The sequence below is a fragment of the Actinoplanes sp. NPDC004185 genome, from assembly GCF_053603475.1.
This window is the reverse complement of record NZ_JBSGFR010000031.1, coordinates 82,791-104,454: the sequence shown is the minus strand read 5'-3', so window position 1 is coordinate 104,454 and position 21,664 is coordinate 82,791. Positions and strand designations below refer to the sequence as shown.

Below are 21,664 nucleotides of genomic sequence, written 5' to 3'. Positions count from 1 at the left end.
CCTCCTGCGATGTGCTCGGTGCTGTCCGCGCCGGCCGGCGCGATCACCGCCCGGCGTCGGACAGCGCCAGCCCGGTGCCCGCATCGAACAGGTGCGCCCGGTCCAGATCGACCGAGACATGCAGCCGTTCGCCCGGTGTGCCGGTGACGGTGGGCCGGGCCTTGACCTTGAGGATCTCTGTCCCCACCCGGACGTCGACCACCGTCCGGTCACCGAGCGGCTCAAGGCCGTAGAGCTCACCCGGCAACGAGGCGTTCCCGCGCTGTTCGACGGACAGGTCTTCCGCGCGCAGGCCCAGCAGCAACGGACGACCGTCCTCAGCTGTGGTCCAGCGGGGCCGCGGAAGCGTCCAGCCGGCGGCACCGACCAGACGATCACCCTCGGCGTGGCAGGCGAGCAGGCTGATCGGGGGGCTCCCGACGAACCCGGCGACCCACTGGTTGGCCGGCCGCTCGTACACCTCGGCCGGTGTGCCGACCTGTTGCACCTTTCCCTCCCGGAGCACCGCGACCTGGTCGGCCATGGACAGGGCCTCGACCTGGTCGTTGGTCACATAGACGAAGGTCGCGCCCAGGCTTCGGTGGATGCGGGTGAGCTCGGTGCGCATCTCGACGCGGAGCTTGAGGTCGAGGTTCGTCAACGGCTCGTCCATCAGGAACGCGCGCGGCCGACGAACCAGCGCCCGGGCCAGGGCGACACGCTGCATCTCACCGCCCGACAATTGCGCGGGGCGACGCTGGAGCAGGCGTTCGATGTGCAGCAGGCTCGAGATCCGCTCGACGGCAGCGGCGATCTCGCTCGAGGACCAGCGGCGTGCCCGCAGCGGCGAAGCGATGTTCTCGTACACCGTGTGTCGCGGGTAGAGGGCGTAGCTCTGAAAGACCATGGCCAGATCCCGTGCGGCCGGGGCGTCACCGGTCGCGTCGTTCCCGTCCAGATGCACCGACCCGGCGTCGAGCTTCTCCAGGCCGGCGATCGCCCGCAGGGTCGTCGTCTTGCCGGCCCCGGAGGGCCCGAGCACGACGAAGAACGAACCGTCCGGCACGTCCAGCGTCACCCCGTCCAGGGCCCGGACCTTGCCGAAGGACTTGCACAGCCCGTGCGCTGCCACGGTTCCCATCAGGCCACCAGCTCTTCCGTGCTCACGTCATAGACCGCCGGGGCCCGGCCGCTGTGCCGCAGCCCGACCTTCGCGTCAGCGGCGAACCGGACAGTCGAGGGCATGCGCACCCGTACGTCGCGCCGGCCGCCGTGGTCGACCACGTAGATGATCTCGTCACCCAGCCACTCCGCCGAGACCACGCGGGCCGGTACCGAATGGTCCGCCCCCGGTGCCGCGACCTCCAGCGCCTCCGGCCGGACGCCGGCGACCAGGCGACGGTCGCGCGCCAGGCCCGGCGGTGCGGTGAGGGTCAGCCCGCCCTGACCGCGCAGCTTCCCGTCGGCCACCTCCACCTCGATCAGGTTCATCGGCGGTGAGCCGATGAACGCGGCGCAGAACAGACTCACCGGACGGTCGTAGACCTCCAGCGGCGTACCGATCTGCTCGACGCGGCCCTTGTTGAGGATGGCGATCCGGTGACCGAGCGACATCGCTTCGACCTGGTCGTGGGTGACGTAGACCATCGTCGTCCCCAGCTCTCCCTGCAGGTGCTTGATCTCCGTCCGCATGTCCGCCCTCAGCTCCGCGTCCAGGTTGGTGAGGGGCTCGTCCATCAGGAATGCGCGCGGTCGTCGCACCAGGGCGCGAGCGAGCGCGACACGCTGCTGCTCTCCGCCGGACAACTGGCGCGGTCGCCGGTTCAAGAGCGGAGCCAGCCGCATCAGCCGGGCGGCCTCGTCGACCCGCTCGCGTACCTCCGCCTTGGGCAGTCCCTCGGCCCGCAGCGGGAACGCCAGATTGTCGCGGGTCCTCAGATGCGGGTAGAGGGCGTAGAACTGGAACACCATGGCGATGTCGCGCTCGGCGGGCGGCAGGTCGTTGACCAGCGTGGTGCCGATGCGGATGTCGCCCGTCGTCTGCCTCTCCAGGCCGGCTATGGCCCGCAGCGTGGTCGTCTTGCCGCAACCCGAAGGGCCCAGCATCACGAACAGCTCCCCGTCAGCGATGGACAGGTCCACGTGCTCGACCGCGACGGTCCCGTCCGGGTATCGCTTGTGCAGCGCGGTCACCTCGATGCCGGCCATCAGCGTCGCACCGCCCCGAGCGTCACACCGGCGACGAGATGCTTGCGCACCAGAAAGGCGAAGACGAGCACCGGCAGGGCGAACACCACGGAGGAGGCGGCCACGAGACCCCAGTCCACAGTGGTGCCGCCGATCAGACCGGCGATGGCGGGTGGCGCCGTCCGCACCTCGTCGCTGGAGGTGAGGAAGATGGCGAACACGAACTCGTTCCACGAGAAGATGAGCGCGAAGACCGCCGTAGCGGCGATGCCGGGCACGAGCAAGGGCAGGGTGAACTTCCGGAACGCCTGCAAGCGGGTGTAGCCGTCGAGCATGGCGGCGTCCTCGTACTCCGCGGGCACCTCGTCGACGAATCCCTTCATCATCCAGATCGTGAACGGGACGTTGAACGCGGTGTAGATGAGGATCAGCCCGAGCGCGCTGTCGATGAGTCCGACCTGGCGGTACATGAGGAAGATCGGGATCACGACCACCACGGGCGGCATGAAGCGGGTGGACAGGATGAAGAACAGCTGATCCTTCTTGGCCCGTACCGCGAAGCGGGAGTAGGCCCAGGCCGCCGGGACCCCCAGCACGGTAGCCAGCACCGTGGAGACCCCGGCGACTATGACGGAGTTGAGGAACGAGACGGACAGGGACGAGCGACCGCCGCCGGAGGCGACGAACACATCTCTGTAGTGGTCCAGCGTGACCTTGAAGTCGAAGAACTTGGCCGGTACGGCATAGACGTCCCGGCTCTCCTTGATGGACGTCTCGATCATCCACAGCACCGGGAAGAGCATCACGACGGCCAGCACGGTCAGCAGCGCGATCTCCAGCACGGAGCGGCCCCGGCCGGCACGGCGGCGTGTGGGCGGCGTGTGGTCGCGGACCGGACCGGGGGAGACGGCCTCGTTGACGGAGACGGCCATCAGTCCTCCTTGAGCTTGTTCAGGTAGCGCAGGTAGAGCTGCGTCAGGACGATGACGACGAGGACCATGAGGATTCCGTACGCCGAGGCCGTTCCGGTGTTGAAGCCCAGGAACGCGACCTTGTAGACGTGGAACGACAACGTCTCGGTGGAGACCCCCGGGCCTCCGCTGGTGAGGATGTAGACGAGGTCGAACAGCCGGAAGGCCTCGATGGCCCGGAACAACACGGCGATGAGCAGCAGTGGCCACACCAGCGGGAGGGTGATGGTGCGGAACCGGAACCACTCGGACGCCCGGTCGATCGAGGCGGCTTCGTAGAGGTACCTGGGCACCGCGGTGAGGCCGGCGAGCGCGATGAGCATGATGAACGGCGTCCATTGCCAGGTGTCGACCACGATCAGGGAGATCAGCGCCGTCCGCTGCCGGGTGAGCCACTCGACCTGCCCGAGGCCGAGCGAGCCGAGCATGCTGTTGACCACGCCGAACTGCGCGTCGAGCATGAACCGCCAGAACAGCCCGACCACGACCGGGGACAGCATCATCGGGACCAGGAACAGAGTGGTCAGCAGTCCACGCCCGTGCCGGCGCCGTGAGATCAGGTAGGCGATGGTGAAGCCGAGCACGGTCTGCAGACCGACCGCGCCGACCACATAGACCAGCGTCGTCAAGGCCCTCAGGTGGACCTGGGCCGACGTCAGGATGGCGGTGTAGTTCCCGAACCCGACGAAGTTCGCGGGCCCTCCGCGGGTGGCCGAGTAGTCGGTGAAGGACAGGTACAACGCCCACAGCAACGGAAACACCGACATTGCGAGCAGCAGCAGCAGGGCCGGGGCGATGAAGGCCACGGCCAGCCCGCGGTCGCTCAACCGGCGGGACCGGCCCCGGGCAGGCGGCGCAGCCGCCGGCGCCACCTGCCCGGGGCGGTCGGTCGTCAAAGGGACGGTGTCACTCACAGTCCGCCGCCGCCCTTACGGCCGCTGGAGTCGAGCACGCTCTGCTGCTCCTTGGCGATGGCGTCGAGCGCGTCCTTCGGCTTCTTCGCGCCGTTGAGAGCCGCGTTCACGTTGGTGTTCTCGATGTCGACGAGACGCGCGTACTCGGGCACGTTCCACATGTCCCGCATCCGCGGCACCGAGTCGGCGTACACCTGGTTGAACGGCCCGGCATTGAGGAACTCGGGAGACTCAAGCGCGTCCGTACGCGATGGCACGCCGCCCGCCGCGGCCCACTTCTTCTGGATGTCCGCCCGCTCGAACCACTTCATGAAGTTGAGGGCCTCGGCCTGGTTCGCCTTGGCGGAGTAGGCCGACACGTGCATGCCCATGCCGCCCAGAGGTACCAGGTTCGTCTTCTGGCTCGGCAGGGTGGCGAAACCCAGCTTGTCGAGGATCTGCTTCCGCGTGGTGCCCAGCGTCGACTGCTTCGGGTCGAGCAGACCGCCGCTCGCGGCGATCCAGTTGAACGCGATGCAGGCCTTGCCCTGGGCGACCGTCGCGTTCACCTCGTCGATGAACCAGTTGCCGGAGCCCTTGGCGGTCAACGGCTTCATCTTGTTGACCAGGACGTCCATCGCCTCCTGGCCGGCGGGGTCGTTGAGGACGCCGTCGATCTTTTTCGTCTTGGCGTCCCAGAGGTTGCCGCCGTAGACGCCGTTGACCGTGTTGTAGGTGACGGCCGCGGCGTCGGAGCCGTTGGCCTGGTGGAAAGCCAGCCCGCTGACGCCGGGGTTGTCCGCCTGGCACTTCTCGGCGACTGAGAGCATCTCGTCCCAGGTCTGCGGTGGCTTGTCGCCGATCAGGTCCTTGCGGTAGATCATCGTCCAGGTGTCACCGAGCAGCGGGAGCCCGTACAGGCTGGCGTTCTCGTCGCGCTTGCCGGTCTCCGCCTGGGGGAACTGGCCGTAAGCCGCCAGGAGGTACGGGTTGTAGGCCTTGACGTCGATGTTCGCCTTGACGAAGTCGGTGAGGTCGACGATGTTGCCGTTCGTCACGGCCTCGCCGATGTGTTGCGAGTCCAGGATCGCGATGTCGAAGTCGGTCTTGCGCGCGGCGAACTGGGTGAACATCGCGTCGTGCCAGTTCGCGTTCGGTACGGTGTTGACCTTGATGGTCGCGTTGGGTCGCTCTTTCTTGTACTCGTCGTTCGCGAAGGCTTCCAGCGCTTGGGCGGGGGGCCACTCGAACCAGATGAAGCTCAGGGTCAGCGGGTCCTTGGTGAGTTCCGGGATGGTCGCCGGTGCCTTGGGAGCGCTCGCCTTCGCGGCGTCGTCCTGGCCGTCGCTGCAAGCCGCCGTGGTCATGGTCACCAGCAGCAGGGCCGCCGTCGCCAGCCGCGCCCTTCGACCGGGAACGGGCGGTCGTCCTGTTCGCTTCGGATACCGCATCTTCTTGCCTGCTTTCTGGGTAAGGACTTCTAGAGCCTCGCTAGGGGCATCGCTGAGCAGGTGCTGGGTTCCAGGGGTGTGGCGGGCTGTCGCGGGGGCCGGCCCGTGGACCGGGAGGGAGCTCCAGGCGATCGAAGTCAAGCGATGGCGGGCGGTTCCGCGCTGGCGAGCGACCGCCACGTTTCCTATACGATCCGGTGAGGGCGTCAGCATGTCGCAGCGTTGTGATCGATGTCAACAGGTTCGCCGGCACGTAAGAAAGGACCTCACGTCACGATGGACGACGAAGCGGTGGTCGCGCGCGACCGTGGCGCCATGACGAGCGGGATGCCGCCGGCCAGAGCTCATGGCCGACTGGCCGACGAGGTCTACGACACGCTGCTCGGGCAGCTGATGTCGCTCCGGATCGAGCCTGGTTCCCGCGTGACGATCGACGTCCTGGCGCGCGAGCTCGGGGTCTCGCAGACGCCGATCCGGGACGCGCTGAACCGGATGGAGGCCGAGGGCCTGGTCGTACGCGTGCCCCATGCCGGCTACCGCATCCCCCCGCAGATCACCCGGCACCGATTCGAGGACATGCTCGAGGTCCGCCTGCTCCTGGAGCCGGCAGCGGCGCGCAGATCCGCCGAGCGTGCGTCCCTGCAGCAGGTGGACGGTCTGCGACGAATGCTGGAGGAGATGGCCGAGCTGGAGGGCGGCAGCGGGCCCATGGCCTACGGCGCCTTCGGGCTCCGCGATGCCGCCTTCCACGATCTGGTCGCCCTGAGCGCGGAGAACCAGATCATCCGTGAAGCGCTCGCTCGCCTGCACAGCCACGTGCACCTCTTCCGGCTGCACCACGACACCCAGGTCACCCACCTGGCCATGGCCGAGCACGAGGAGGTCGTGGCCGCGATCGCCGCGCGTGACCCGGACGCGGCCGCCTACGCGATGCGTCGTCACATCCTGCGGTCCGGCGAGCGGTTCCGGCGTTTGTTCGACGAGGTCAAGGACGCGGACGGGATGACGGCAGAGGCTTGACGGGCTCGCCGGCCCGGACGATGCTGGCTCCACCGGATCGGATCGGATTGGATCTACCTCACACGCCCCACCCAGATGCGAGGAGAAGCAGGTGCCCAGAGCGCTGCTCCTGACCGGCGACGCCGCCGAGGAGCTCGACACCATGTATCCCTACTACCGCGTGCAGGAGGGCGGCTGGGACGTCGACGTCTCGTCACGGACGATGCGTGACGTGCAACTGGTCATCCACGAGTTCGACCCCAACTCCGACGCCTACGTGGAGAAGAACGGCAGGAAGCTGCCGGTCGACGTGCCCTGGGCCGACGTCGACGTCGAGCGCTATGACGCCCTGATCATCCCCGGGGGACGTGCTCCCGAGTGGATCCGGGTCGACGCCGACGTCAGGCGCATCACCGAGCACTTCTTCGCGCGCAACCTCCCCATCGCGCTGGTGTGCCACGGCGCCCAGGTGCCGGCGGTGTACGGGCTGCTGAAAGGCCGGAAGACGGCATGTTTTCCCCCCATCACAGGTGACATGGAGAACGCGGGCGCGACGGTCATCGATGCTCCCGACGTCGTGGACGGCAACCTCGTCTCCTGCCGCGGGTGGCCCGACATGCCGCAGTTCGGCCGGGCCATGATGGAGCTCTTCTCGAAGTCCGTAAACAACTGATCTGCGCCCGTGTCGATACATCAGACCGTCACAGTCGACGGATCTCCCGTTCACGTCCTGGAGAGCGGCACCGGGCCCGCGGTGCTGATGCTGCACGGCTCCGGACCCGGCACGACCGGGTCCGGCGCCTGGACGACAACCGCGCAGGCGCTGGGCCCGTCCTGGCACGTGGTTGCTCCTGACCAGGCGGGGTTCGGCCGTACGCCGATCCCGGCGGGCTTGCGGGGTGGGCTCCGGCTGTGGACGGAGCAGGCCGCCAGCCTGATGGACGCTCTCGGTCACGAGAGCTACGCCGTGGTGGGCCACTCCATGGGCGGCGCCGTGGCGCTGGCGCTGGCGGCCGCGCGCCCCCAGCACGTCACCCGGGTCGTGGCGGTCTCGACGATGGGCGCCCCCGGGGCGCCGCTGTCCGCCGGGCTCGACGCGATCTGGGCCGCCCCCGCCGGCCCGATCGGAGCACGAGACATGCTGGGTCGCCTCGTCCTCGACCAGGCGCTCGTGACCGATGCGGCCGTCGATGCCCGCGCGGCGGCGATGCGAGCGGGGGAAGCCGCATTCGCGTCGTTGTTCCCGCCGCCCCGGGCCCGGTGGGTCGACGACCTCACCCTCTCGGCGCGGACGCTGGCAGCGGTCCGCGCGCCCGTGCTGCTCGTTCACGGTGCCGACGACCGAGTGACCCCGCTCAGGACGGCAGCCCTGCCCTTGCTCGGACACCTGGCCGATGTCCGTCTGCACGTGCTCGGCCGATGTGGTCACGTGCCGGCGATCGAGCACCCGTACGAGTTCAGGCTTCTCCTGTCCTGCTTCCTCCGCGTGGCCGATTGAGCATGGACCGGCCCCCGTCCAGGGGCCGGTCCATGTCGATGCCGAGCGCTGTTACCGGCTGGGGTGCTACTCGACGATCCAGATGCCGTAGTCGCGGGTCGCGGTGCCGAAGTCCTGGAAGCCCAGGATGGTGTTGTTGCCGACGTAGGTGTAGTTGTTGATGCCCTTGGCGATCACTGTGCCGTTGGCGCCCGGACCGTAGACGGGCCCGCCGCTGTCGCCGCCGCGCACCGCCGGCTGGCCGTCGACCTGGCGGGCCTCGACGGCGTCGCCCGGGTCGGTGTTGTACTTCTCGACCCGCAGCCCGCACACGGGACCGCCGATGTCGCGGGCGGAGGAACCGCCACTCTGGCAGAGGTACTCGCCGGGGAACGTCCAGTCCCACCCGGCGACGGTGGCGACGGCGTTGCTGTCCAGCCCGCCGACGTACATGACGTTGTCCACGTTGCCCGGGGTGCTGATCAGGGCGATGTCGTGGCCGTCGTTGTCGGCGGTGAACGTACCGATGAATTCGCCGGCGCCGTCGCGGATCTGATTGCCGTTGCTCCCGCAGTGCCCGGCGGTCAGGATGAACCGTTCGTTGTTGCCGTTGCGCACGGGGAAGCCGGTCGTGCAGCGCGAATTACCGTTGATCTGATCGGCGCCGCTCTTCCAGGGCGCCCAGTCGTCGCGCCTGCTGGTCAGCACCTTCGCGCCCTGGTCGACGACTTCGACCGGTACCCCGACCTCCGGGGCCAGCCGGGTGGCGCCCGTCCGCACGCTCGTGGCGACGACGACTTTGCTGCCGTCCACGGCGTACTTGATCCGTGGCTGCTGTGCGGCGTACGCCGAGCGCAGTCTGGCGCCCGCGGCCCGCAGCTCCTGCAGGGAGTGCTCGGCCACGCCGATGCGTACGGGGGCGATCGACCGGGAGGTGGCGATCGTCTGCCTGATCCGGGTGGGCGGTGTGCCCTTCCACCACACGACGACCTGCTTGTCCTGAAGCTCGATCCCGGCGTATCCGGGGTAGGCGTTGCGCTCGATCTCCTGACGGATGGCGCCGGCCGCTTGAACGAGCGGAATCTGCCGGCGGGCGTTCTCGGGGAACGGGAAGGCGGTGGGGGAGGAGGCGGTGGCGGGGGCAGCTGCCAGGACGGTGGCCGCCAGAACGGCGACGCTGACAGCTGCGCCGAGGCGCTTGCTACGTGTCATCCGAGTGCCTTTCGCTGGGCACGCGTGCGGGACGCGCACCGGTGGGGATGGTGACGCCGAGGGATTGCGTCGACAGCGCTGGGGAAGAGACCTCCTCTTGTCGACCGAATGGGGGAAGGCGGCAAGAAACGCTGCGGGGCTTACTGCGATCCATTGACTGACATCGTTGTCAACGGTAGAGCGTCAGGGTGTTGTTAACAACCCTTTACATCGACATCGGCAAATGGAAGCGTGGGTGGGCCGATCGCGGTAGATCGGCCCACCCGCGTACGTGGTGACGGTCGTCAGGACAGGAAACCGGCGAACGGGCCGTTGAGGATGCCGTTCTTCTGGGTCTGGCTGAAGGTGCAGTTGGGGTAGTCGTAGAGCGAGGCCGACATGCAGGTGCCGTCGGTCGAGGTGGCGTCGGGCAGGCCGAAGGCGTGGCCCAGTTCGTGGACCATTCCGCCGTACCAGCGGTTGATCGGGCCGTTGACGCCCGCGGCGCCGTCGGCGTCGTGGCCGCTGAGCAGCACCCAGCCGTTGCCCCCACCGCCGCCGGACCGGTTCGTCTCCTCGGCGCTGACCTCTTCGACGTTGATCCATCGGCTGTCGGCGCCGAACCGCTGCTGCAGCTCGCGCTGACCGTTCTCGACCACGCACCAGTAGTGGTCACTGCCGGTGCAGTTGTTGGTGACGTACCAGTTCGTGTCGTGCAGGCCGTTGACCACCTCGACCACCGGGTCGTTCAGGGTGAACGTCTTGCCGAGCTGAGCCTTGAAGAACCGTTGCGCTTCCTTCATGACGCTGGTGATGCCGTCGGGGTACCGCTGGTCGAACGCCTTGTCGGTGGGCTTGAGCCAGTAGACCCGGACAGTCCGGGCCGGCGGCGTTCCGGTCGGCGGCTTCGTGGTCGGAGCGGTCGGCGGCGTCGTGGTCGGCTCGGCTGGAGGCGGAGTCGTCGCGGTGGTGCTGCCGGTGCAGGCGACGTTGTTCAGAGTGAAGCCGGTCGGTATCGGGTTCGACCCGGTCCAGGTTCCGTTGAAGCCGAACGACGCGCTCGCGCCGGTGGCCAGTGCCGCGTTGTAGCTCATGCCGGCCGCGGTGACCGCCGCCCCGGACTGGGTGACTGTGGCGTTCCACGCCTGGCCGACGGTCTGCCCGGCGTCGTACGACCAGCGCAGCGTCCACCCGTTGATCGGGTCACCGAGGTTGGTCACTGCCACGGAGGCGCCGAAACCGCCCTGCCATTGCGAACCGACCGTGTACGACACCCGGCAGCCGGCGGCGGCGGCGTGCGCCGTCATCGTCATGACCGAGAGTGTCGCGCCCAGGCCGACCGCGAGCACGACTGCCCAAAGGCGCCGAGTGCGTCCAGGTGCCATCTTGTTTCCTTCCTGATCGAGGCCAGTGCAGGGCTGGCGAAATCGTTTTCGGAAGGTAGCAGCTATCGACGCTTGTCGATAGGGTCTGGCGGGCATTCTGCTGGTTAGAGCCGATGCCAGTACGCCGAAAGTTTTCGGGACGCCTTGCCGCGCTCATGGTGGTGAGCTCCGGCCGGCGGCAAGCGAACCGGACCGGGTGGAAGGCGCTCAGCGGTTGATCCCCACGCCGGCCGACGACAGGGCTGTCCGGCGGGTGCCCGGGGTCTAGAGTGGACGCGTGCTGGGAGTCGTCGCGGCCGCACTTGGCGGTCCTGAGGTGTTGCAGGTGACCGAGCTCCCCGAGCCCGAGGCCGGGCCGGGGCAGGTTGTGGTCCGGATCTGTGCGGTCTGTGTGCACCCGGCTGACGTCGCTGCCACCACCGGAGAGATCCCTCTCGGGCCGGATGTGCCGCCGTTCTCGCCCGGGTGGGACATCGCCGGCGAGGTGGCCTCGGTCGGCCCCGGCACGGCTGAGTTCGGCGTCGGCGACCGTGTCGTCGGGATGATTCCGTGGTATTCGACCCGGGGTGCACCGGGTGGCTACGCCGAGTTGGTGGCGGCTGACACGGACTGGTTGGTGCGGTTGCCGGACGGGCTCGACTACGTGTCCGCAGCCACGGTGCCGCTCAACGCCCAGACCGCACACCAGGGGCTGTCCCTGGTGTCATTGGCCATGCTTCCGGCCGGCAGCAGCATTCTGGTCACCGGCGCCAGCGGCGGTGTCGGCGGCTTCGCCACCCAGCTTGCCGTTCAGAGCGGCTACCGTGTTCTGGCGCAGGCCAGCCACGAGGATGAGCGGTGGGTGCAAGGGCTCGGCGCTCACGAGGTGGTTCCCCGATCCGTCGACCTCGCCAAGGTGGGGCCGGTGGCCGCGGTGTTCGATGCCGTCCCGGTCGGCGAGGCGGCGGCCGCTGCCGTCGAGGACAGGGGAATCGTGGTCGTGACCCGGCCGACGCCGGCCATCGTTCCGGCGCGCGGGGTGCGCCAGGAGCTGCAACTCATCCGGCACGACCGCGAGCTGTTGGCCGACTTGGTGGGGCAGGTGGCGACGGGACGGCTGCGCACGCGCGTGGCGGTCACGATGCCGTTGACCGAAGCGGCCGACGCCCACCGGCGGGTGCTGGCCGGTGGCCTGCACGGAAAGCTCGTGCTGACGGTGGGCTGACGGGGGAGCGTGGCGGCCGTCAGCTCGCGCGCTCACCGGTCTGTGGAGGACTTCCGGTCCAGGTACGGATCGGCTTCGGCTCGCACCGTGAGACAGTTCGTGGGGATTGTGTCGACCATCGTGCCGGCGCCGTTCAGGCAGCGGTAACGAACCAGGGCCGCCCATTCGCAGGCACTCTCGACCACTCCCGCACGACGGGCGCCACTGCGGTGCACCCATACCGGGTCGCCTGGCCGGCACGCCACCGCCGCTCCCGGGCCGGTCAGACCCGGCAGGGATCCGGCGGTCACGGCCGGCTCGTACGTCTCGGTGTGGTGGTCGCTCTCCTTGGCCACAACCCAGGTGATACCGGCCTTGTCGGTGGTCTTCGCGTGCCGCTTGGCGCTGAACATCGCCTGGTCCGCGCGCCGCAGCAGATCGGCCAGGTCGGCGGAGCGGCCGGCCGGTACGACGCCGATCGAGGCGGTGACGGACAGGGTGTGGCCCTTCACGTCCATCGGGGGTGCGATCGCGGCGCTCAGCGAGCCGGCCACCTCCTGCCACCACGCCTCCGGGACGTCGGTACGCGGGGCGCGGGGCAGTGCGGCGAACTCGTCACCGCCGAACCGGGCCACCAGGTGATCGCCCAAGCAGGCGGCCATGCGCCGGGCGACCACGCGGAGGACTTCATCGCCGGCATCGTGCCCGTACGTGTCGTTGATCGGCTTGAAACCGTTGAGGTCGAGGATCAGGACGGCCGTCGAGCTGTCGGCGTCGCGCAGCAGCTCCGGGGCGAGCGCGTGGAAGAGGCGCCGGTTGGCGAGTCCGGTGAGCTCGTCGTGGTCGGCCATCCACTGCAGTGAGGCGCGCTCCCGCTCCAGCTGCTGGACGTGCGCCGCGAGCTGATCGATGCGGGCCTGGAGGCGGGCGGTTTCGGGCTTGGTCCGCGGCTGCGCGTCATCCGGCGGTGCACCGCTCGTGTCGGCGGCGGCAGAATCGAGGATCCGCATCGGCCGTCCTCTCCAGACTGCGGCGGACCAGCGGGAGCTGTCGAGTCGACGGCGAGGCCTCGCCGAGCGCCACAGGGGAATCATGGCAGTCGCCCGAGGCCCGTGCAAGATTTCACGGGGACAACTATCACGCTGACATGATGCATCCGTGGCGGGTTTCGGCTACTTTAGGTACGTGCTCTTTCGTGGTGAAAGAGCCGTTCCTGGGCCTGAAGCACCGTTTTCCCAGTTCAGACCGGTAATGGGAGGGGCGTCGGGCCGCTGGACCGGTGGCAAACCGATGACCCACCGTAAGCAACTCCAGAAGGAGGGGCACTGATGAGTGGCGAAACCGGCTGGATCATTTCCAGCAGGTCGACGGGCAACGGAGGCAGTTGCGTCGAGGCCCGCCGCCAGGACGACCTCATCGAGGTCCGCAACAGCAAGGCACGCGAGGCCGGCACCGTGGTGTTCACCCTCGAGGAGTGGGACTCGTTCCTGTTCGGTGCCAAGCGCGGGGAGTTCGACCAGCTGCTGACCGACTGATCGTCAGCGGAACTCTCCGACCGGTACGGAATCCTTGCTGATGAGCTCGAAGATCCGCCGGTATTCGTCGACCTCGACCTGCTCCTCCAGGTAGAGCGCGCCCACGTGGGATTCGAGGTAGACCACGTCCGGATCGTCCGGGTCGTCGAACTCCAGGATCCGGAAGGCGCCGGCCATCGCCGCGTGCGCTCCGACCGAGAACGGCAGCACCCGGACGTCGACCGTATCCTCCTGGGACAGCCGCCGCAGATGCTCGATCTGCCCCTTCATCACCTGCTCGCCGCCGACCGTCCGGGTCAATGCTCCCTCGCCGAGCACCGTCACGAGGCGGACCGGTGGTTGGCGGGCGAAGAGCGTCCTCTGCCGCTGCATGCGGAGATTGATGTGGCGCTCGGCGATCTCCGAGTCGACCGGCTGCTCGGCGCCGAAGACGGCTCGCGCGTACTCCGGGGTCTGCAGCTCGCCGGGGATCACCTCGCCGTCGTACCCGAACATGCGCGACGCGGACGCCTCCAGCCCGACGTACAGCTTGAACCATTCGGGGATGACCGGACTGGCGTCCCACCACTCCTGCTGTGAGGTGCCCAGCGCGAGGTCGGCCAGCGCGTCGGTGATGCTCTGGTCCGCGCCGTAGAGCCAGCAGAGCGCGCGTACGTTGGCCCCGGTGACCGGCACCTTGCCCGTCTCGATGCGGTGCAGCGTCGGCTCCGAGATGCCCAGCCGCGCCTCCACCACATCACGCCGGCTCATCCCGGACGCCGTGCGCAGCCGCGTCAACCGCCGCCCCAACGCCCGCCGCACGACGCGTTGGCCTGTGACCGGCACCCTTACCTCCGCCTTGCCAACCCGTGTGGACGGTGACGCCGACCACCGTACCCGCAACGCCGCGTTGTCAAAAGGCAACCCGTCGTTGCTCACCGAACGTGGCGGAGGCGACGAGCCCTTGATCGCGTTTATGCGCGCCGGTGCTCCGGGGCGGCCGCGTGCACAGGCCTGTGCGAGGTCACCCCGCGCGGATCGGTACGGCAGTGCATTGCGCGTCGACCCGGTCGATCAGCAGGTCCTCGGGTGTCCGGTAACGGCGGTTCAACGCGGCAACGGCGTGCTGGTGAGCCAGGCGGTCGTACGGCGTCTCCTGCATCTTGGCCACCGACTGCCGTACCACCGACAGGAAGGCGGCCGGCCACCGCACCCGGTGCACCGCCCGGACCACCCTGCTGTCCCGGTCGACCAGCGTGATCCGCACGCCGTGCGTGCCGTCGACGCCGGCCGGTCCCTCCTCGGCGGGGACCATGTGGGGGTGGAAGGTCACCTGCCCCCAGGGCAGCACCGGTCCGAGGCGGTACAACAGGACCCCCGCAGCACCGACGTCGATCCACGCGAACTGGGTCGGGGCCGCGGTGACCGCTTGCACCTCGAGGTCGTGCGGACGACGCAGCGCCAGCAGCAGCTCCACCGGCGCCCCGGTGACCATCGTCAGGCCGGCGTGCTCCGGGAGCTTGACGTCCGGATCCAACCGGCTGCCCTTGCTGAGGACGGTATGCACACCCTCAGGGTATGGGCTCGGGAGCGAGCGCGTGGGCGCTTGGCCGACCCGGTGCGACCCAAGGCCGCTGATCAGAGACCTTGTTCTCCCGTACGGGGCTACGCCGGCCGGGTGGCCGTGACCAGGGTCGAGCGCAGCCACGGGCCGCTCCACCAGAGCCGCCAGCCCAGCCCGCGCCGGGTGACGTCGCGCAGGCCGAGGTGACGCAGGCGCCGCTCGTAGCGGCGGGTGAACCGGATGTCCGCGATCAGCAGGCGGCCGCCGGGGCGCAGCATCCGCACCGCCTCGTCGATCGCCAGGTCGGCCCGGTCCCGGCCGACGTTGTGCAATGCGCTCATGGAGACCACCACGTCGAAGGAGCCGGCCGGGAACGGCAGGTCGGTCAGGTCACCGGTCTCCACGTCGACCCGGTCGGCGACACCTTCGAGGAAGGCGTTGCGCCGGGTCGCCCGGGCCGAGTTGCCCGACTGGTCCTGCGCCCGCCACAGGTCGACGCCGACGGCCCGGCCCCGCGGCAGCCGGTGGGCCGCGGTCATCAGCACCGCACCACGCCCGCAGCCGATGTCGAGCAGCCGCTCGTCGCCGCGCAGGGATCCGAGCAGTTCGTCCCAGACGACGAACTTGCCGCGCCTGGTGGCATGCACCGAAAGCCCGACACAGGCGAGGATCAGCCCCGCACCGACCAGGGGCCAGGCGGACTTGGTGATGATGACCTGCCACCAGGTGGACAGGACGAGCGCCGTCGGTACGGCGAGCAGGTACGGGGCGTCGATGCCGTAGGAACCGCGGTGGGGGGCGGGAGCGAGATCGTTCGTCATGCCTCTACTAGACCGTTGCCGAGGGTCCGACCGCATCGGTCCGGGGATCGGTCCTGCGGTCATCCCCGGGACGGAGGGAGAAGCCACTTGCCAGCAAGATAGTAAGCGCGCATACTAAATCCATGAAGACGATCGCCACCGCTCAGCTCACCTCCGACGTCCGGCCTCAGGCGTTCTTCGCCCGCTGGGCTGACATGGCCACTTGGCCGGAGTGGAACACCGACACCGAATGGGTACGCCTCGACGGGCCCTTCCGCACCGGCGCGACCGGGACGCTGAAGCCCAAGGGTGGTCCGGCCACCCGGTTCGTCGTGACCTCACTAGTGCCGGGCCGGGAGTTCACCGACGTGTCCCTGCTGTGGGGCGCGCGACTGACGTTCCAGCACCTGGTGACGGTGGACGCTGACGGCCGCACCACGATCTCGGTGCGCGTCACCCTGGCCGGCCCGCTCACCTTCTTCTGGAACGCCGTCCTGGGCAAGAACATCGCCAAAGGCCTGAGCGACGATCTCGCCCGCCTGGAAGTAGCCGCCCGTACGACCGAGGTGCCGGCATGAACCACTGGCTCGGTGTGGTGTGCCGTGACCACGTGCGGCGTGGCACCGAGCGCGGCATCGCCCAGCTCGGTCACGGCAAGCGGGACGGACTCGCCCGGCTCACGGCCGGCGACTGGCTCGTCTACTACTCGCCGCGGGCCAGCTTGCGCGGCGGCGAACCACTGCAGGCGTTCACCGCACTCGGCGTGGTCGCCGACGACGAGATCTGGCAGGCCCACGAAGGAGACTTCCATCCGTGGCGGCGCCGGGTCGACTACCTTCCGAACGTGGTCGAGACACCGATCCGGTCGCTGGGGCTGGCCTTCACCGCCCAGGCAGGCTGGGGTGTCCAGTTGCGTCGCGGCCTCGTCCAGCTCACCGATGACGACTTCAGCCGGATCCACCGGGCCATGCAGCAACATCCGGTGGCGGCATGAGCCTGGCCACTCGGCACGACAGCGCCGACGAGAGCCCGGGCCTGCTGTTGTGGCAGGTCACCAACCGGTGGCAGGCGGCGCAGCGGGCGGCGCTGAAACCCTTCGACATCACCCACGTGCAGTTCGTGCTGCTGGCGACGCTCACCTACCTGGAGACCTCCGGGCCCGTGACCCAGAAGGCTCTCGCCGGTATGGCGGCCACCGATCCGATGATGACGTCCCAGGTGCTCCGCACGCTGGAAAGCCGTGCCCTGGTGCACCGGCCCCCGCATCCCACCGACGGGCGAGCCCGGGCCGTAGCCGTCACGGAGGCCGGTCGTGACCTCGTCAACCAGGCTGTGGTCGCGGTCGAGGCATGCGATGCCGCCCTTTTCGCCGTCCTCGGCGCCGAGCTGCCGGCATTCACCAAGGCACTGCGGACCCTCCGCGAGTCCTGAGACCTGCGCTCCGAGGCGCCGCCACATCGGCCAGGCCCTCGCACGCCGCGAAACAACGATCAATCCCGATTTCGGTCTTCATGAACGTCCCGCCGGGGGAAGGCGGAGTGCCTCGTCGTCTTCAGTCGGCTGCCCTATGTGGACAGTAAGTTCCGCGTTGATCGTGCGGGGCTTTGGCCGCAGTCGGTGACTCTCCCGTGCGCCTCGACGGAGAGGCTGTGCTGCTGCACGGCGCCGGGTGCCGGGTCGCCGGCGGCCCTCAGTGGGGCGGACCCCTACACTTCGGCGATGGATGTGGTCTGGTCCGCGACGGAGCCTGGTTCGCGCCGTTTTGTCCCCGCACCGGTGCGGTCCGAGCCGGCTGAATTGGACGACCACTTCCGCCGGCTGCGCCGTCGTCGCGTCCGTGGCTACATCGAAGCCGAGGTTCCGGACGTCGAATCCCCCCGGCTGACCATCGGCTTCCGCGGCGAGTGCGCGGTCATTCATCTGCACGTCGCTGCGCCCGTAGCGCGGTCCTTCGTCCTCGCCGGGGACGACAGCGTGCCCGAGGAGGCGTACGTCAAGCTGCCGGTCATGGACGAACTGGCACGGTTCAACGGCGACGTCGTCCTGGGAGTCCATCGCGCGTGGGACCTGGTGCTGTCCTTCCTGCGGACCGGGCGGGCCGGTGAGCTCGGCGAGTGGCACGCGCTCCAGCCGTCTGATGCCGGTGGGATGCGGTCGCCCTCGTGAGGGCCTGCGGAATCATCGGTGGAGCGGATGGACTCAGGCGAGACCGAGGGGTCTAGTCCGGGGCGCGGTGGCGTCCACCGCCGCTGGGCTTGGCGGCGTCCGTGCCTCGTGGGCCAGGGGCTGGTGGGCTGTGCTCCACCGTCTGGTCGGTCTGCTCATCGACGGATTCGTCGGTGAGCCAGTCGGCCGGGGCGTTGGACGCTTCGGCGCGTAGATCCGACAGCCAGTGCTCCAGATCGTCGCTCGGTCGGTCCGGACCCACTGCCTCACTGCTTGAGTCGGGATCCTCTATGGCGCTCATCGCAGTGCATGCTCCGATCGGTCGGATACGGTCAGAGCGAGAGTACCGGGCTGGTGCGAGGCGCTGATGTCGCTCCATTTCCGTCCCGTGGCCGAGGTCATGCGCCGCAGGCCACCGGTATAGACCGCGGCGCCGGGATCGCTGATGCCCGTCATCGGTCCGGGGATGCGGTGGATGAGGTGCGGAGACGATGACGGACGAAGCGGCGTACCCGCGTGAGGCGACGTTTGAGCAGTTGGTGAGGCCACCGGCTCGGGTGCAGTTCGGTCGTGTCGACTTGAATGAGGCGTGCCGGCGTTACGAATCGGACGGCTATACCGTGACCCCGTGGCTGCGCGACTTCATAAGGCAGTACGGCGAGATAGTGGTGCGGTGGCCTGCCAAGCACGGCGCCGATGACAACATGCTCGCCACGACGGTCGAGGCCGCGCTGGAAGCACCGATTCACAACATTCGGATCTACTCCAAGCGGCTGGGCCGTCCGGTGCTGCGGGTAGGAATGGCCTTCGTCACCGAGGAGCGTGTCCTCCTGGCCGATAACGGCGATATTCTCCTCGGTGGCGACGCGGGGCTGCTGATGGTGGCGAACGGCCTCCAGAATGCCGTTCGAGCGCTACTCGCCGACGATCGGGACAAAACCGCCCTCTGGTGGTGGTGAGCCTTTTTCAACCTGATGGTGCAGGCCAGTCGCGGCAACAGCGGTCGCTGATTGAGGTGGGCGCCCGCGCCGTCAGCGGGGAGGCTCCGTCCGGGCCGCGAGAAAGTTGAGCAGCTTGAACCAGGCTTCCAAGCGGCCGAGGGCGTCCGCCTGCTGGGTACCGCCGACGTTGTCGTCGGGCGTGTTGACCCCTCCCGCGACCGGGATTCCGACGTAGTGGCCGGCGTCCGGCTCCTGCAGCTCGGCGTAGGGCCGCGCGCGCAGCCGGTCGCCGATCGCCCGGGTGAACGGGCAGCTCGCCATGACCGCGTCGTCTTGGCCGCAGAGCAGGAACACCGGGCCGCGTATGCGTTCCACCGGGATTCTGACCCGGTCATCGGCCGGTCGCGGGTTGTTCTTCTCGGTGTTGTCGACGTACGGGATCGGCCGCCCGTGCAAGGTCCAGGCCGGTCCGATCCCGCTCGGATAGCCGGCGTGCACGACCGAGCTGGGGGAGCCGGCGACGACCCCGTCGACCAGGCCGGGAAAGTCGACGGCGAGCAGGAGCGCGGCCTCCGAGCCGCGGGAGAAGCCGTAGACCTCGATCCGGTGCGGGTCCACTCCGGGCTGGCGGGCCAGCCACCGTGCGGCGGTGGCGAAGTATTCCAGCGGAATGTTCCTCAGGGTTTTCGGCTGCCCGGGAACGTCGAAGTAGCCGATACCCAGCGCCGGATAGCCCTTCGCAGCCAGTGCCCTGGCGACGAGGACTCCGTTGGCCGTTCCGCCTTCGGAGCCGCCGAAGGCGAGCACGGCCGGCCGGCGGACCGTGGTGTCGCGCGGGCTGAACAGGGTTCCGGCGAAGCCTTCCTGCGCCACGCGCGTCTCCCGCTCGGTGACCGAGGGCGGCTCCCATTCGCGGGTCAGCGACGCGGTCGCTACCGAGCGCCCGTCCAGCGAGGCGGCAAGGTGGACGGTGATCACCGGGGCGACGAGGGTGTGGACGCCGGGATCAGTCATCGACCACAGGAGTCCGGCGTCGTGCGCGCCGGTGTAGTCGCCGGCCATCGGGGCCGTCCGAGCCAGGTCGATCCGGCCGGACGAATCGGGACGGAACGTGGCGCTCGACCGCCACAGGCCGCCATGACTGTCGGTCGTGGACGCGGTGACGGTGATGAGCCTGCCCGGTGGCGCTCCGGTGACCGTGACACCGAGCGGCGCGTCGAACAACGCAGCCGGCGCCGCCACCATGATCCTGACGTGGTCGGCGTCCGGACTGCCGCATCCCGACGCGACCAGCAGCCCGGCCGCGGCAACGGCCAACCATCGACGCATGTCGCCCCCATGACGAGTCAGCGACCAGTCAACCAAACCCGATGGCGGCGGCGCCACCCGTACCCAAGGCGTGAAAAAGCCGCTGGAGCGAGACGGGGGGCGAGTCGGCGGACGGGTCAGGCGCCGGTGGGTGGCGTTGGCTGTTCATGCTCGGTGGTGCCCTGTTTGACGACGTGCAGGAGGCTCACGGTGATCAAGGGGCCGAGGTACCAGTAACCGGGCCCGAGCGCGCGGAGTGTGCCCTGCCCGAGGTGTGCGGCATATCTGCGGACGAATGGCGACGGGTCGGCGATGAACAGTCTGCCGCCGGGGCGGAGCACCCGGATCGCCTCGTCCAGCGCGCGGTGCCGCCCTTGCGTCGACGGGATGTTGTGAATGGCCATCGCGCTCGTCACGACATCGAACGAGTTGTCGGGGAAAGGCAGCGCCGTCATGTCGCCGCTCTGGACCTCGACCCGGTCGGCGACTCCGGCCGCCGCCGCGTTGGCGAGGGTGGCCTCGGGACGGTTGCCGCTCTGGTCCGCCGACCACAGGTCCACACCGAAGGACCGTCCCAGCGGGAGCCGGCGGGCTGCCGCGATCAGTACCGCGCCGCGTCCGCAGCCCAGGTCCAACACCTGCTCATCGCCCTTGAGGGCGGCCCGGTCGAGGATGTCGTCCCAGGCGCGCAGCTTGCCGCGCAACGTGGTGTGCAGATAGATACCCGTGGCGGTCAACAGGACCGCGCTGGTGACGGACAGGGCGGTACGGCCGGTTCGCCGGCCGGCGGCAGTCAGAGCGGAGGCGACGCCCGCCGCACCGAGCAGCGCCGGGATCGGTGGCGCGTCGATGCCGTAGAACGGGCGGCCGCGCGGGGGCTTGTCGGTCATGCCGAACTCCTTCGAAGTCAGCGGCGACATCCGCCGTATCTTTTACATGCTGTAAGTTTTATTGAAGTCTTACAGCGTGTCAAGGATGGCGGTCCAGGTAGCCTGCCAGGTGATGAGTGAGGTGCCAGAGACCCGTCGCCGCCGTTCCGACGCCCGGCGGAGCATCGACGCGATCCTCACCGCGGCCCGCACGCTGCTCGGCCAACAGCCCGACGCCAGCATGGAGGAGCTCGCCCACGCGGCCGGCGTCACCCGCCAGACCGTCTACGCCCACTTCTCATCGCGTGACGCGCTGATCGCGGCACTGATCGACGCCGCGGGAGCCGAGACCGTCGAGGCGATGAACGCCGCCGGCCTCGACACCGACCCGCCGGTCACGGCCCTGCGCAAATATCTCGACATCGGCTGGCAACTCATCCGCCGCTATCCGTACCTGCTCACCACGGCCCTCGCCCGCACTCCGCCGGGCAGCGAAACCAGCCACGCGGCCGGCACGGCCCAGCTCGAAGGCATCATCCGGCGCGGACAGCGCACCGGCGACTTCGACACTGCCCTGTCGGCCGGTTGGCTGGCTGTCGCCATCATCGGACTCGTCCACACCGCAGCCGACCAGGTCGCCGCGGGACACCTCACCCCCGATCAGGCGCACTCCGTCTTTGCCGAGAGCGCCCTACGGCTGTGCGGTGTGGCCGGCAAGACCGACGACAACGCCGACGCGCACCTCTAGTCGGGAGTCTGAGCGACACCAGCTGATGCCGGGGCGAC

Annotated in this window: 25 protein-coding genes; 11 read left to right on the top strand and 14 right to left on the bottom strand. The window is 69.1% G+C overall.

Going from position 1 to position 21,664, the window contains the following annotated elements; all coding sequences use genetic code 11:
* Positions 1-43: 43 nt before the first annotated feature.
* From ACWEOZ_RS28940 to ACWEOZ_RS28920, 5 genes are read right to left on the bottom strand one after another with little or no spacing between them, the layout of a single operon-like run.
* Positions 44-1,120: an ABC transporter ATP-binding protein gene (locus tag ACWEOZ_RS28940; protein ID WP_451913816.1), complete on the bottom strand. Its 1,077-nt coding sequence runs from the start codon at positions 1,118-1,120 to the stop codon at positions 44-46.
* Positions 1,120-2,187 (bottom strand): ABC transporter ATP-binding protein, encoded by a 1,068-nt coding sequence (locus ACWEOZ_RS28935; protein WP_451913815.1) that lies wholly within the window; start codon positions 2,185-2,187, stop codon positions 1,120-1,122. The genes ACWEOZ_RS28940 and ACWEOZ_RS28935 overlap by 1 nt, the downstream gene beginning before the upstream one ends.
* A complete protein-coding gene (locus tag ACWEOZ_RS28930; RefSeq protein WP_451913814.1) occupies positions 2,187-3,098 on the bottom strand; it encodes a carbohydrate ABC transporter permease in 912 nt (303 codons plus the stop codon). The genes ACWEOZ_RS28935 and ACWEOZ_RS28930 overlap by 1 nt, the downstream gene beginning before the upstream one ends.
* The gene (locus ACWEOZ_RS28925) at positions 3,098-4,033 is read right to left on the bottom strand and encodes a carbohydrate ABC transporter permease (RefSeq protein WP_451913813.1); all 936 of its coding nucleotides are present in this window, start codon (positions 4,031-4,033) and stop codon (positions 3,098-3,100) included. The genes ACWEOZ_RS28930 and ACWEOZ_RS28925 overlap by 1 nt, the downstream gene beginning before the upstream one ends.
* 14 nt (positions 4,034-4,047) lie before the next feature.
* Positions 4,048-5,397 carry an extracellular solute-binding protein gene (locus tag ACWEOZ_RS28920; protein WP_451913812.1) on the bottom strand — a complete coding sequence of 450 codons (1,350 nt, stop codon included), beginning with the start codon at positions 5,395-5,397 and terminating at the stop codon, positions 4,048-4,050.
* Positions 5,398-5,757: 360 nt separating this feature from the next.
* Between ACWEOZ_RS28920 and ACWEOZ_RS28915 the strand changes: the two genes are divergently transcribed.
* The 3 genes from ACWEOZ_RS28915 to ACWEOZ_RS28905 all read left to right on the top strand — a co-directional run bounded on the left by ACWEOZ_RS28915 (position 5,758) and on the right by ACWEOZ_RS28905 (position 7,978).
* The gene (locus ACWEOZ_RS28915) at positions 5,758-6,501 is read left to right on the top strand and encodes a GntR family transcriptional regulator (RefSeq protein WP_451913811.1); all 744 of its coding nucleotides are present in this window, start codon (positions 5,758-5,760) and stop codon (positions 6,499-6,501) included.
* A gap of 91 nt (positions 6,502-6,592) precedes the next feature.
* A complete protein-coding gene (locus ACWEOZ_RS28910) occupies positions 6,593-7,153 on the top strand; it encodes a DJ-1/PfpI family protein (RefSeq protein WP_451913810.1) in 561 nt (186 codons plus the stop codon).
* A gap of 9 nt (positions 7,154-7,162) precedes the next feature.
* Positions 7,163-7,978 carry an alpha/beta fold hydrolase gene (locus ACWEOZ_RS28905; RefSeq protein WP_451913809.1) on the top strand — a complete coding sequence of 272 codons (816 nt, stop codon included), beginning with the start codon at positions 7,163-7,165 and terminating at the stop codon, positions 7,976-7,978.
* 66 nt (positions 7,979-8,044) lie between these two features.
* Here ACWEOZ_RS28905 and ACWEOZ_RS28900 read toward each other — a convergent pair whose 3' ends face one another.
* Together ACWEOZ_RS28900 and ACWEOZ_RS28895 are read right to left on the bottom strand one after the other, a co-directional pair.
* Positions 8,045-9,169 (bottom strand): trypsin-like serine protease, encoded by a 1,125-nt coding sequence (locus tag ACWEOZ_RS28900; protein WP_451913808.1) that lies wholly within the window; start codon positions 9,167-9,169, stop codon positions 8,045-8,047.
* A gap of 284 nt (positions 9,170-9,453) precedes the next feature.
* A complete protein-coding gene (locus tag ACWEOZ_RS28895) occupies positions 9,454-10,461 on the bottom strand; it encodes a cellulose-binding domain-containing protein (protein ID WP_451913807.1) in 1,008 nt (335 codons plus the stop codon).
* A 349-nt stretch (positions 10,462-10,810) separates the two neighbouring features.
* On the opposite strand from ACWEOZ_RS28895, the gene ACWEOZ_RS28890 reads away from it, so the two are divergent.
* Entirely contained in the window at positions 10,811-11,737 is a 927-nt protein-coding gene (locus tag ACWEOZ_RS28890; RefSeq protein WP_451913806.1) for an NADP-dependent oxidoreductase, read from the top strand.
* 32 nt (positions 11,738-11,769) lie between these two features.
* On the opposite strand, the gene ACWEOZ_RS28885 is transcribed toward ACWEOZ_RS28890, so the two are convergent.
* Positions 11,770-12,726 carry a GGDEF domain-containing protein gene (locus ACWEOZ_RS28885; RefSeq protein ID WP_451913805.1) on the bottom strand — a complete coding sequence of 319 codons (957 nt, stop codon included), beginning with the start codon at positions 12,724-12,726 and terminating at the stop codon, positions 11,770-11,772.
* A gap of 318 nt (positions 12,727-13,044) precedes the next feature.
* Here ACWEOZ_RS28885 and ACWEOZ_RS28880 point away from each other — a divergent pair, with 318 nt between their 5' ends.
* On the top strand, positions 13,045-13,251 hold the full coding sequence (locus ACWEOZ_RS28880; RefSeq protein WP_451913804.1) for a DUF397 domain-containing protein: 207 nt from the start codon (positions 13,045-13,047) through the stop codon (positions 13,249-13,251).
* 3 nt (positions 13,252-13,254) lie between these two features.
* Here ACWEOZ_RS28880 and ACWEOZ_RS28875 read toward each other — a convergent pair whose 3' ends face one another.
* The 3 genes from ACWEOZ_RS28875 to ACWEOZ_RS28865 form a co-directional block, all read right to left on the bottom strand.
* On the bottom strand, positions 13,255-14,052 hold the full coding sequence (locus tag ACWEOZ_RS28875; protein ID WP_451913826.1) for a helix-turn-helix domain-containing protein: 798 nt from the start codon (positions 14,050-14,052) through the stop codon (positions 13,255-13,257).
* 202 nt (positions 14,053-14,254) lie between these two features.
* A complete protein-coding gene (locus tag ACWEOZ_RS28870; RefSeq protein WP_451913803.1) occupies positions 14,255-14,797 on the bottom strand; it encodes a hypothetical protein in 543 nt (180 codons plus the stop codon).
* Between the two features lie 98 nt (positions 14,798-14,895).
* The gene (locus ACWEOZ_RS28865) at positions 14,896-15,615 is read right to left on the bottom strand and encodes an SAM-dependent methyltransferase (RefSeq protein ID WP_451913802.1); all 720 of its coding nucleotides are present in this window, start codon (positions 15,613-15,615) and stop codon (positions 14,896-14,898) included.
* Positions 15,616-15,737: 122 nt separating this feature from the next.
* On the opposite strand from ACWEOZ_RS28865, the gene ACWEOZ_RS28860 reads away from it, so the two are divergent.
* The 4 genes from ACWEOZ_RS28860 (at position 15,738) to ACWEOZ_RS28845 (ending at position 17,760) form a co-directional block, all read left to right on the top strand.
* Positions 15,738-16,172, top strand: a complete 435-nt coding sequence (locus ACWEOZ_RS28860) for an SRPBCC family protein (protein ID WP_451913801.1) — start codon at positions 15,738-15,740, stop codon at positions 16,170-16,172.
* Complete coding sequence (locus ACWEOZ_RS28855; protein ID WP_451913800.1) at positions 16,169-16,588, top strand: EVE domain-containing protein; 420 nt, start codon at positions 16,169-16,171, stop codon at positions 16,586-16,588. Before ACWEOZ_RS28860 ends, ACWEOZ_RS28855 begins: the two co-directional genes overlap by 4 nt.
* The gene (locus ACWEOZ_RS28850) at positions 16,585-17,025 is read left to right on the top strand and encodes a MarR family winged helix-turn-helix transcriptional regulator (protein WP_451913799.1); all 441 of its coding nucleotides are present in this window, start codon (positions 16,585-16,587) and stop codon (positions 17,023-17,025) included. Before ACWEOZ_RS28855 ends, ACWEOZ_RS28850 begins: the two co-directional genes overlap by 4 nt.
* Positions 17,026-17,313: 288 nt before the next feature.
* On the top strand, positions 17,314-17,760 hold the full coding sequence (locus ACWEOZ_RS28845) for a hypothetical protein (RefSeq protein WP_451913798.1): 447 nt from the start codon (positions 17,314-17,316) through the stop codon (positions 17,758-17,760).
* Positions 17,761-17,812: 52 nt separating this feature from the next.
* Here ACWEOZ_RS28845 and ACWEOZ_RS28840 read toward each other — a convergent pair whose 3' ends face one another.
* On the bottom strand, positions 17,813-18,022 hold the full coding sequence (locus ACWEOZ_RS28840) for a hypothetical protein (RefSeq protein ID WP_451913797.1): 210 nt from the start codon (positions 18,020-18,022) through the stop codon (positions 17,813-17,815).
* Positions 18,023-18,251: 229 nt separating this feature from the next.
* On the opposite strand from ACWEOZ_RS28840, the gene ACWEOZ_RS28835 reads away from it, so the two are divergent.
* The gene (locus ACWEOZ_RS28835; protein WP_451913796.1) at positions 18,252-18,719 is read left to right on the top strand and encodes an SUKH-3 domain-containing protein; all 468 of its coding nucleotides are present in this window, start codon (positions 18,252-18,254) and stop codon (positions 18,717-18,719) included.
* Positions 18,720-18,791: 72 nt separating this feature from the next.
* Here the strand turns inward: ACWEOZ_RS28835 and ACWEOZ_RS28830 are convergent, their stop codons facing one another.
* Together ACWEOZ_RS28830 and ACWEOZ_RS28825 are read right to left on the bottom strand one after the other, a co-directional pair.
* Positions 18,792-20,030, bottom strand: coding sequence for an acyl-CoA thioesterase/BAAT N-terminal domain-containing protein (locus ACWEOZ_RS28830; protein ID WP_451913795.1), 1,239 nt, complete (start codon positions 20,028-20,030; stop codon positions 18,792-18,794).
* Positions 20,031-20,146: 116 nt separating this feature from the next.
* Positions 20,147-20,899: a class I SAM-dependent methyltransferase gene (locus ACWEOZ_RS28825; RefSeq protein ID WP_451913794.1), complete on the bottom strand. Its 753-nt coding sequence runs from the start codon at positions 20,897-20,899 to the stop codon at positions 20,147-20,149.
* Between the two features lie 112 nt (positions 20,900-21,011).
* Between ACWEOZ_RS28825 and ACWEOZ_RS28820 the strand changes: the two genes are divergently transcribed.
* Positions 21,012-21,626 (top strand): TetR/AcrR family transcriptional regulator, encoded by a 615-nt coding sequence (locus ACWEOZ_RS28820; RefSeq protein WP_451913793.1) that lies wholly within the window; start codon positions 21,012-21,014, stop codon positions 21,624-21,626.
* The last annotated feature ends 38 nt before the right edge of the window (positions 21,627-21,664 follow it).

Bases quoted from the DNA above. Each gene is read 5' to 3' on its own strand.
- ACWEOZ_RS28865 (WP_451913802.1), bottom strand. From the start codon at position 15,615: ATGACGAACGATCTCGCTCCCGCCCCCCACCGCGGTTCCTACGGCATC.
- ACWEOZ_RS28855 (WP_451913800.1), top strand. From the start codon at position 16,169: ATGAACCACTGGCTCGGTGTGGTGTGCCGTGACCACGTGCGGCGTGGC.
- ACWEOZ_RS28825 (WP_451913794.1), bottom strand. From the start codon at position 20,899: ATGACCGACAAGCCCCCGCGCGGCCGCCCGTTCTACGGCATCGACGCG.
- ACWEOZ_RS28940 (WP_451913816.1), bottom strand. From the start codon at position 1,120: ATGGGAACCGTGGCAGCGCACGGGCTGTGCAAGTCCTTCGGCAAGGTC.
- ACWEOZ_RS28900 (WP_451913808.1), bottom strand. From the start codon at position 9,169: ATGACACGTAGCAAGCGCCTCGGCGCAGCTGTCAGCGTCGCCGTTCTG.
- ACWEOZ_RS28820 (WP_451913793.1), top strand. From the start codon at position 21,012: ATGAGTGAGGTGCCAGAGACCCGTCGCCGCCGTTCCGACGCCCGGCGG.
- ACWEOZ_RS28835 (WP_451913796.1), top strand. From the start codon at position 18,252: ATGACGGACGAAGCGGCGTACCCGCGTGAGGCGACGTTTGAGCAGTTG.
- ACWEOZ_RS28935 (WP_451913815.1), bottom strand. From the start codon at position 2,187: ATGGCCGGCATCGAGGTGACCGCGCTGCACAAGCGATACCCGGACGGG.
- ACWEOZ_RS28845 (WP_451913798.1), top strand. From the start codon at position 17,314: ATGGATGTGGTCTGGTCCGCGACGGAGCCTGGTTCGCGCCGTTTTGTC.
- ACWEOZ_RS28850 (WP_451913799.1), top strand. From the start codon at position 16,585: ATGAGCCTGGCCACTCGGCACGACAGCGCCGACGAGAGCCCGGGCCTG.
- ACWEOZ_RS28920 (WP_451913812.1), bottom strand. From the start codon at position 5,397: ATGACCACGGCGGCTTGCAGCGACGGCCAGGACGACGCCGCGAAGGCG.
- ACWEOZ_RS28895 (WP_451913807.1), bottom strand. From the start codon at position 10,461: ATGACGATGACGGCGCACGCCGCCGCCGCCGGCTGCCGGGTGTCGTAC.
- ACWEOZ_RS28880 (WP_451913804.1), top strand. From the start codon at position 13,045: ATGAGTGGCGAAACCGGCTGGATCATTTCCAGCAGGTCGACGGGCAAC.
- ACWEOZ_RS28915 (WP_451913811.1), top strand. From the start codon at position 5,758: ATGGACGACGAAGCGGTGGTCGCGCGCGACCGTGGCGCCATGACGAGC.
- ACWEOZ_RS28830 (WP_451913795.1), bottom strand. From the start codon at position 20,030: ATGCGTCGATGGTTGGCCGTTGCCGCGGCCGGGCTGCTGGTCGCGTCG.
- ACWEOZ_RS28885 (WP_451913805.1), bottom strand. From the start codon at position 12,726: ATGCGGATCCTCGATTCTGCCGCCGCCGACACGAGCGGTGCACCGCCG.
- ACWEOZ_RS28860 (WP_451913801.1), top strand. From the start codon at position 15,738: ATGAAGACGATCGCCACCGCTCAGCTCACCTCCGACGTCCGGCCTCAG.
- ACWEOZ_RS28930 (WP_451913814.1), bottom strand. From the start codon at position 3,098: ATGGCCGTCTCCGTCAACGAGGCCGTCTCCCCCGGTCCGGTCCGCGAC.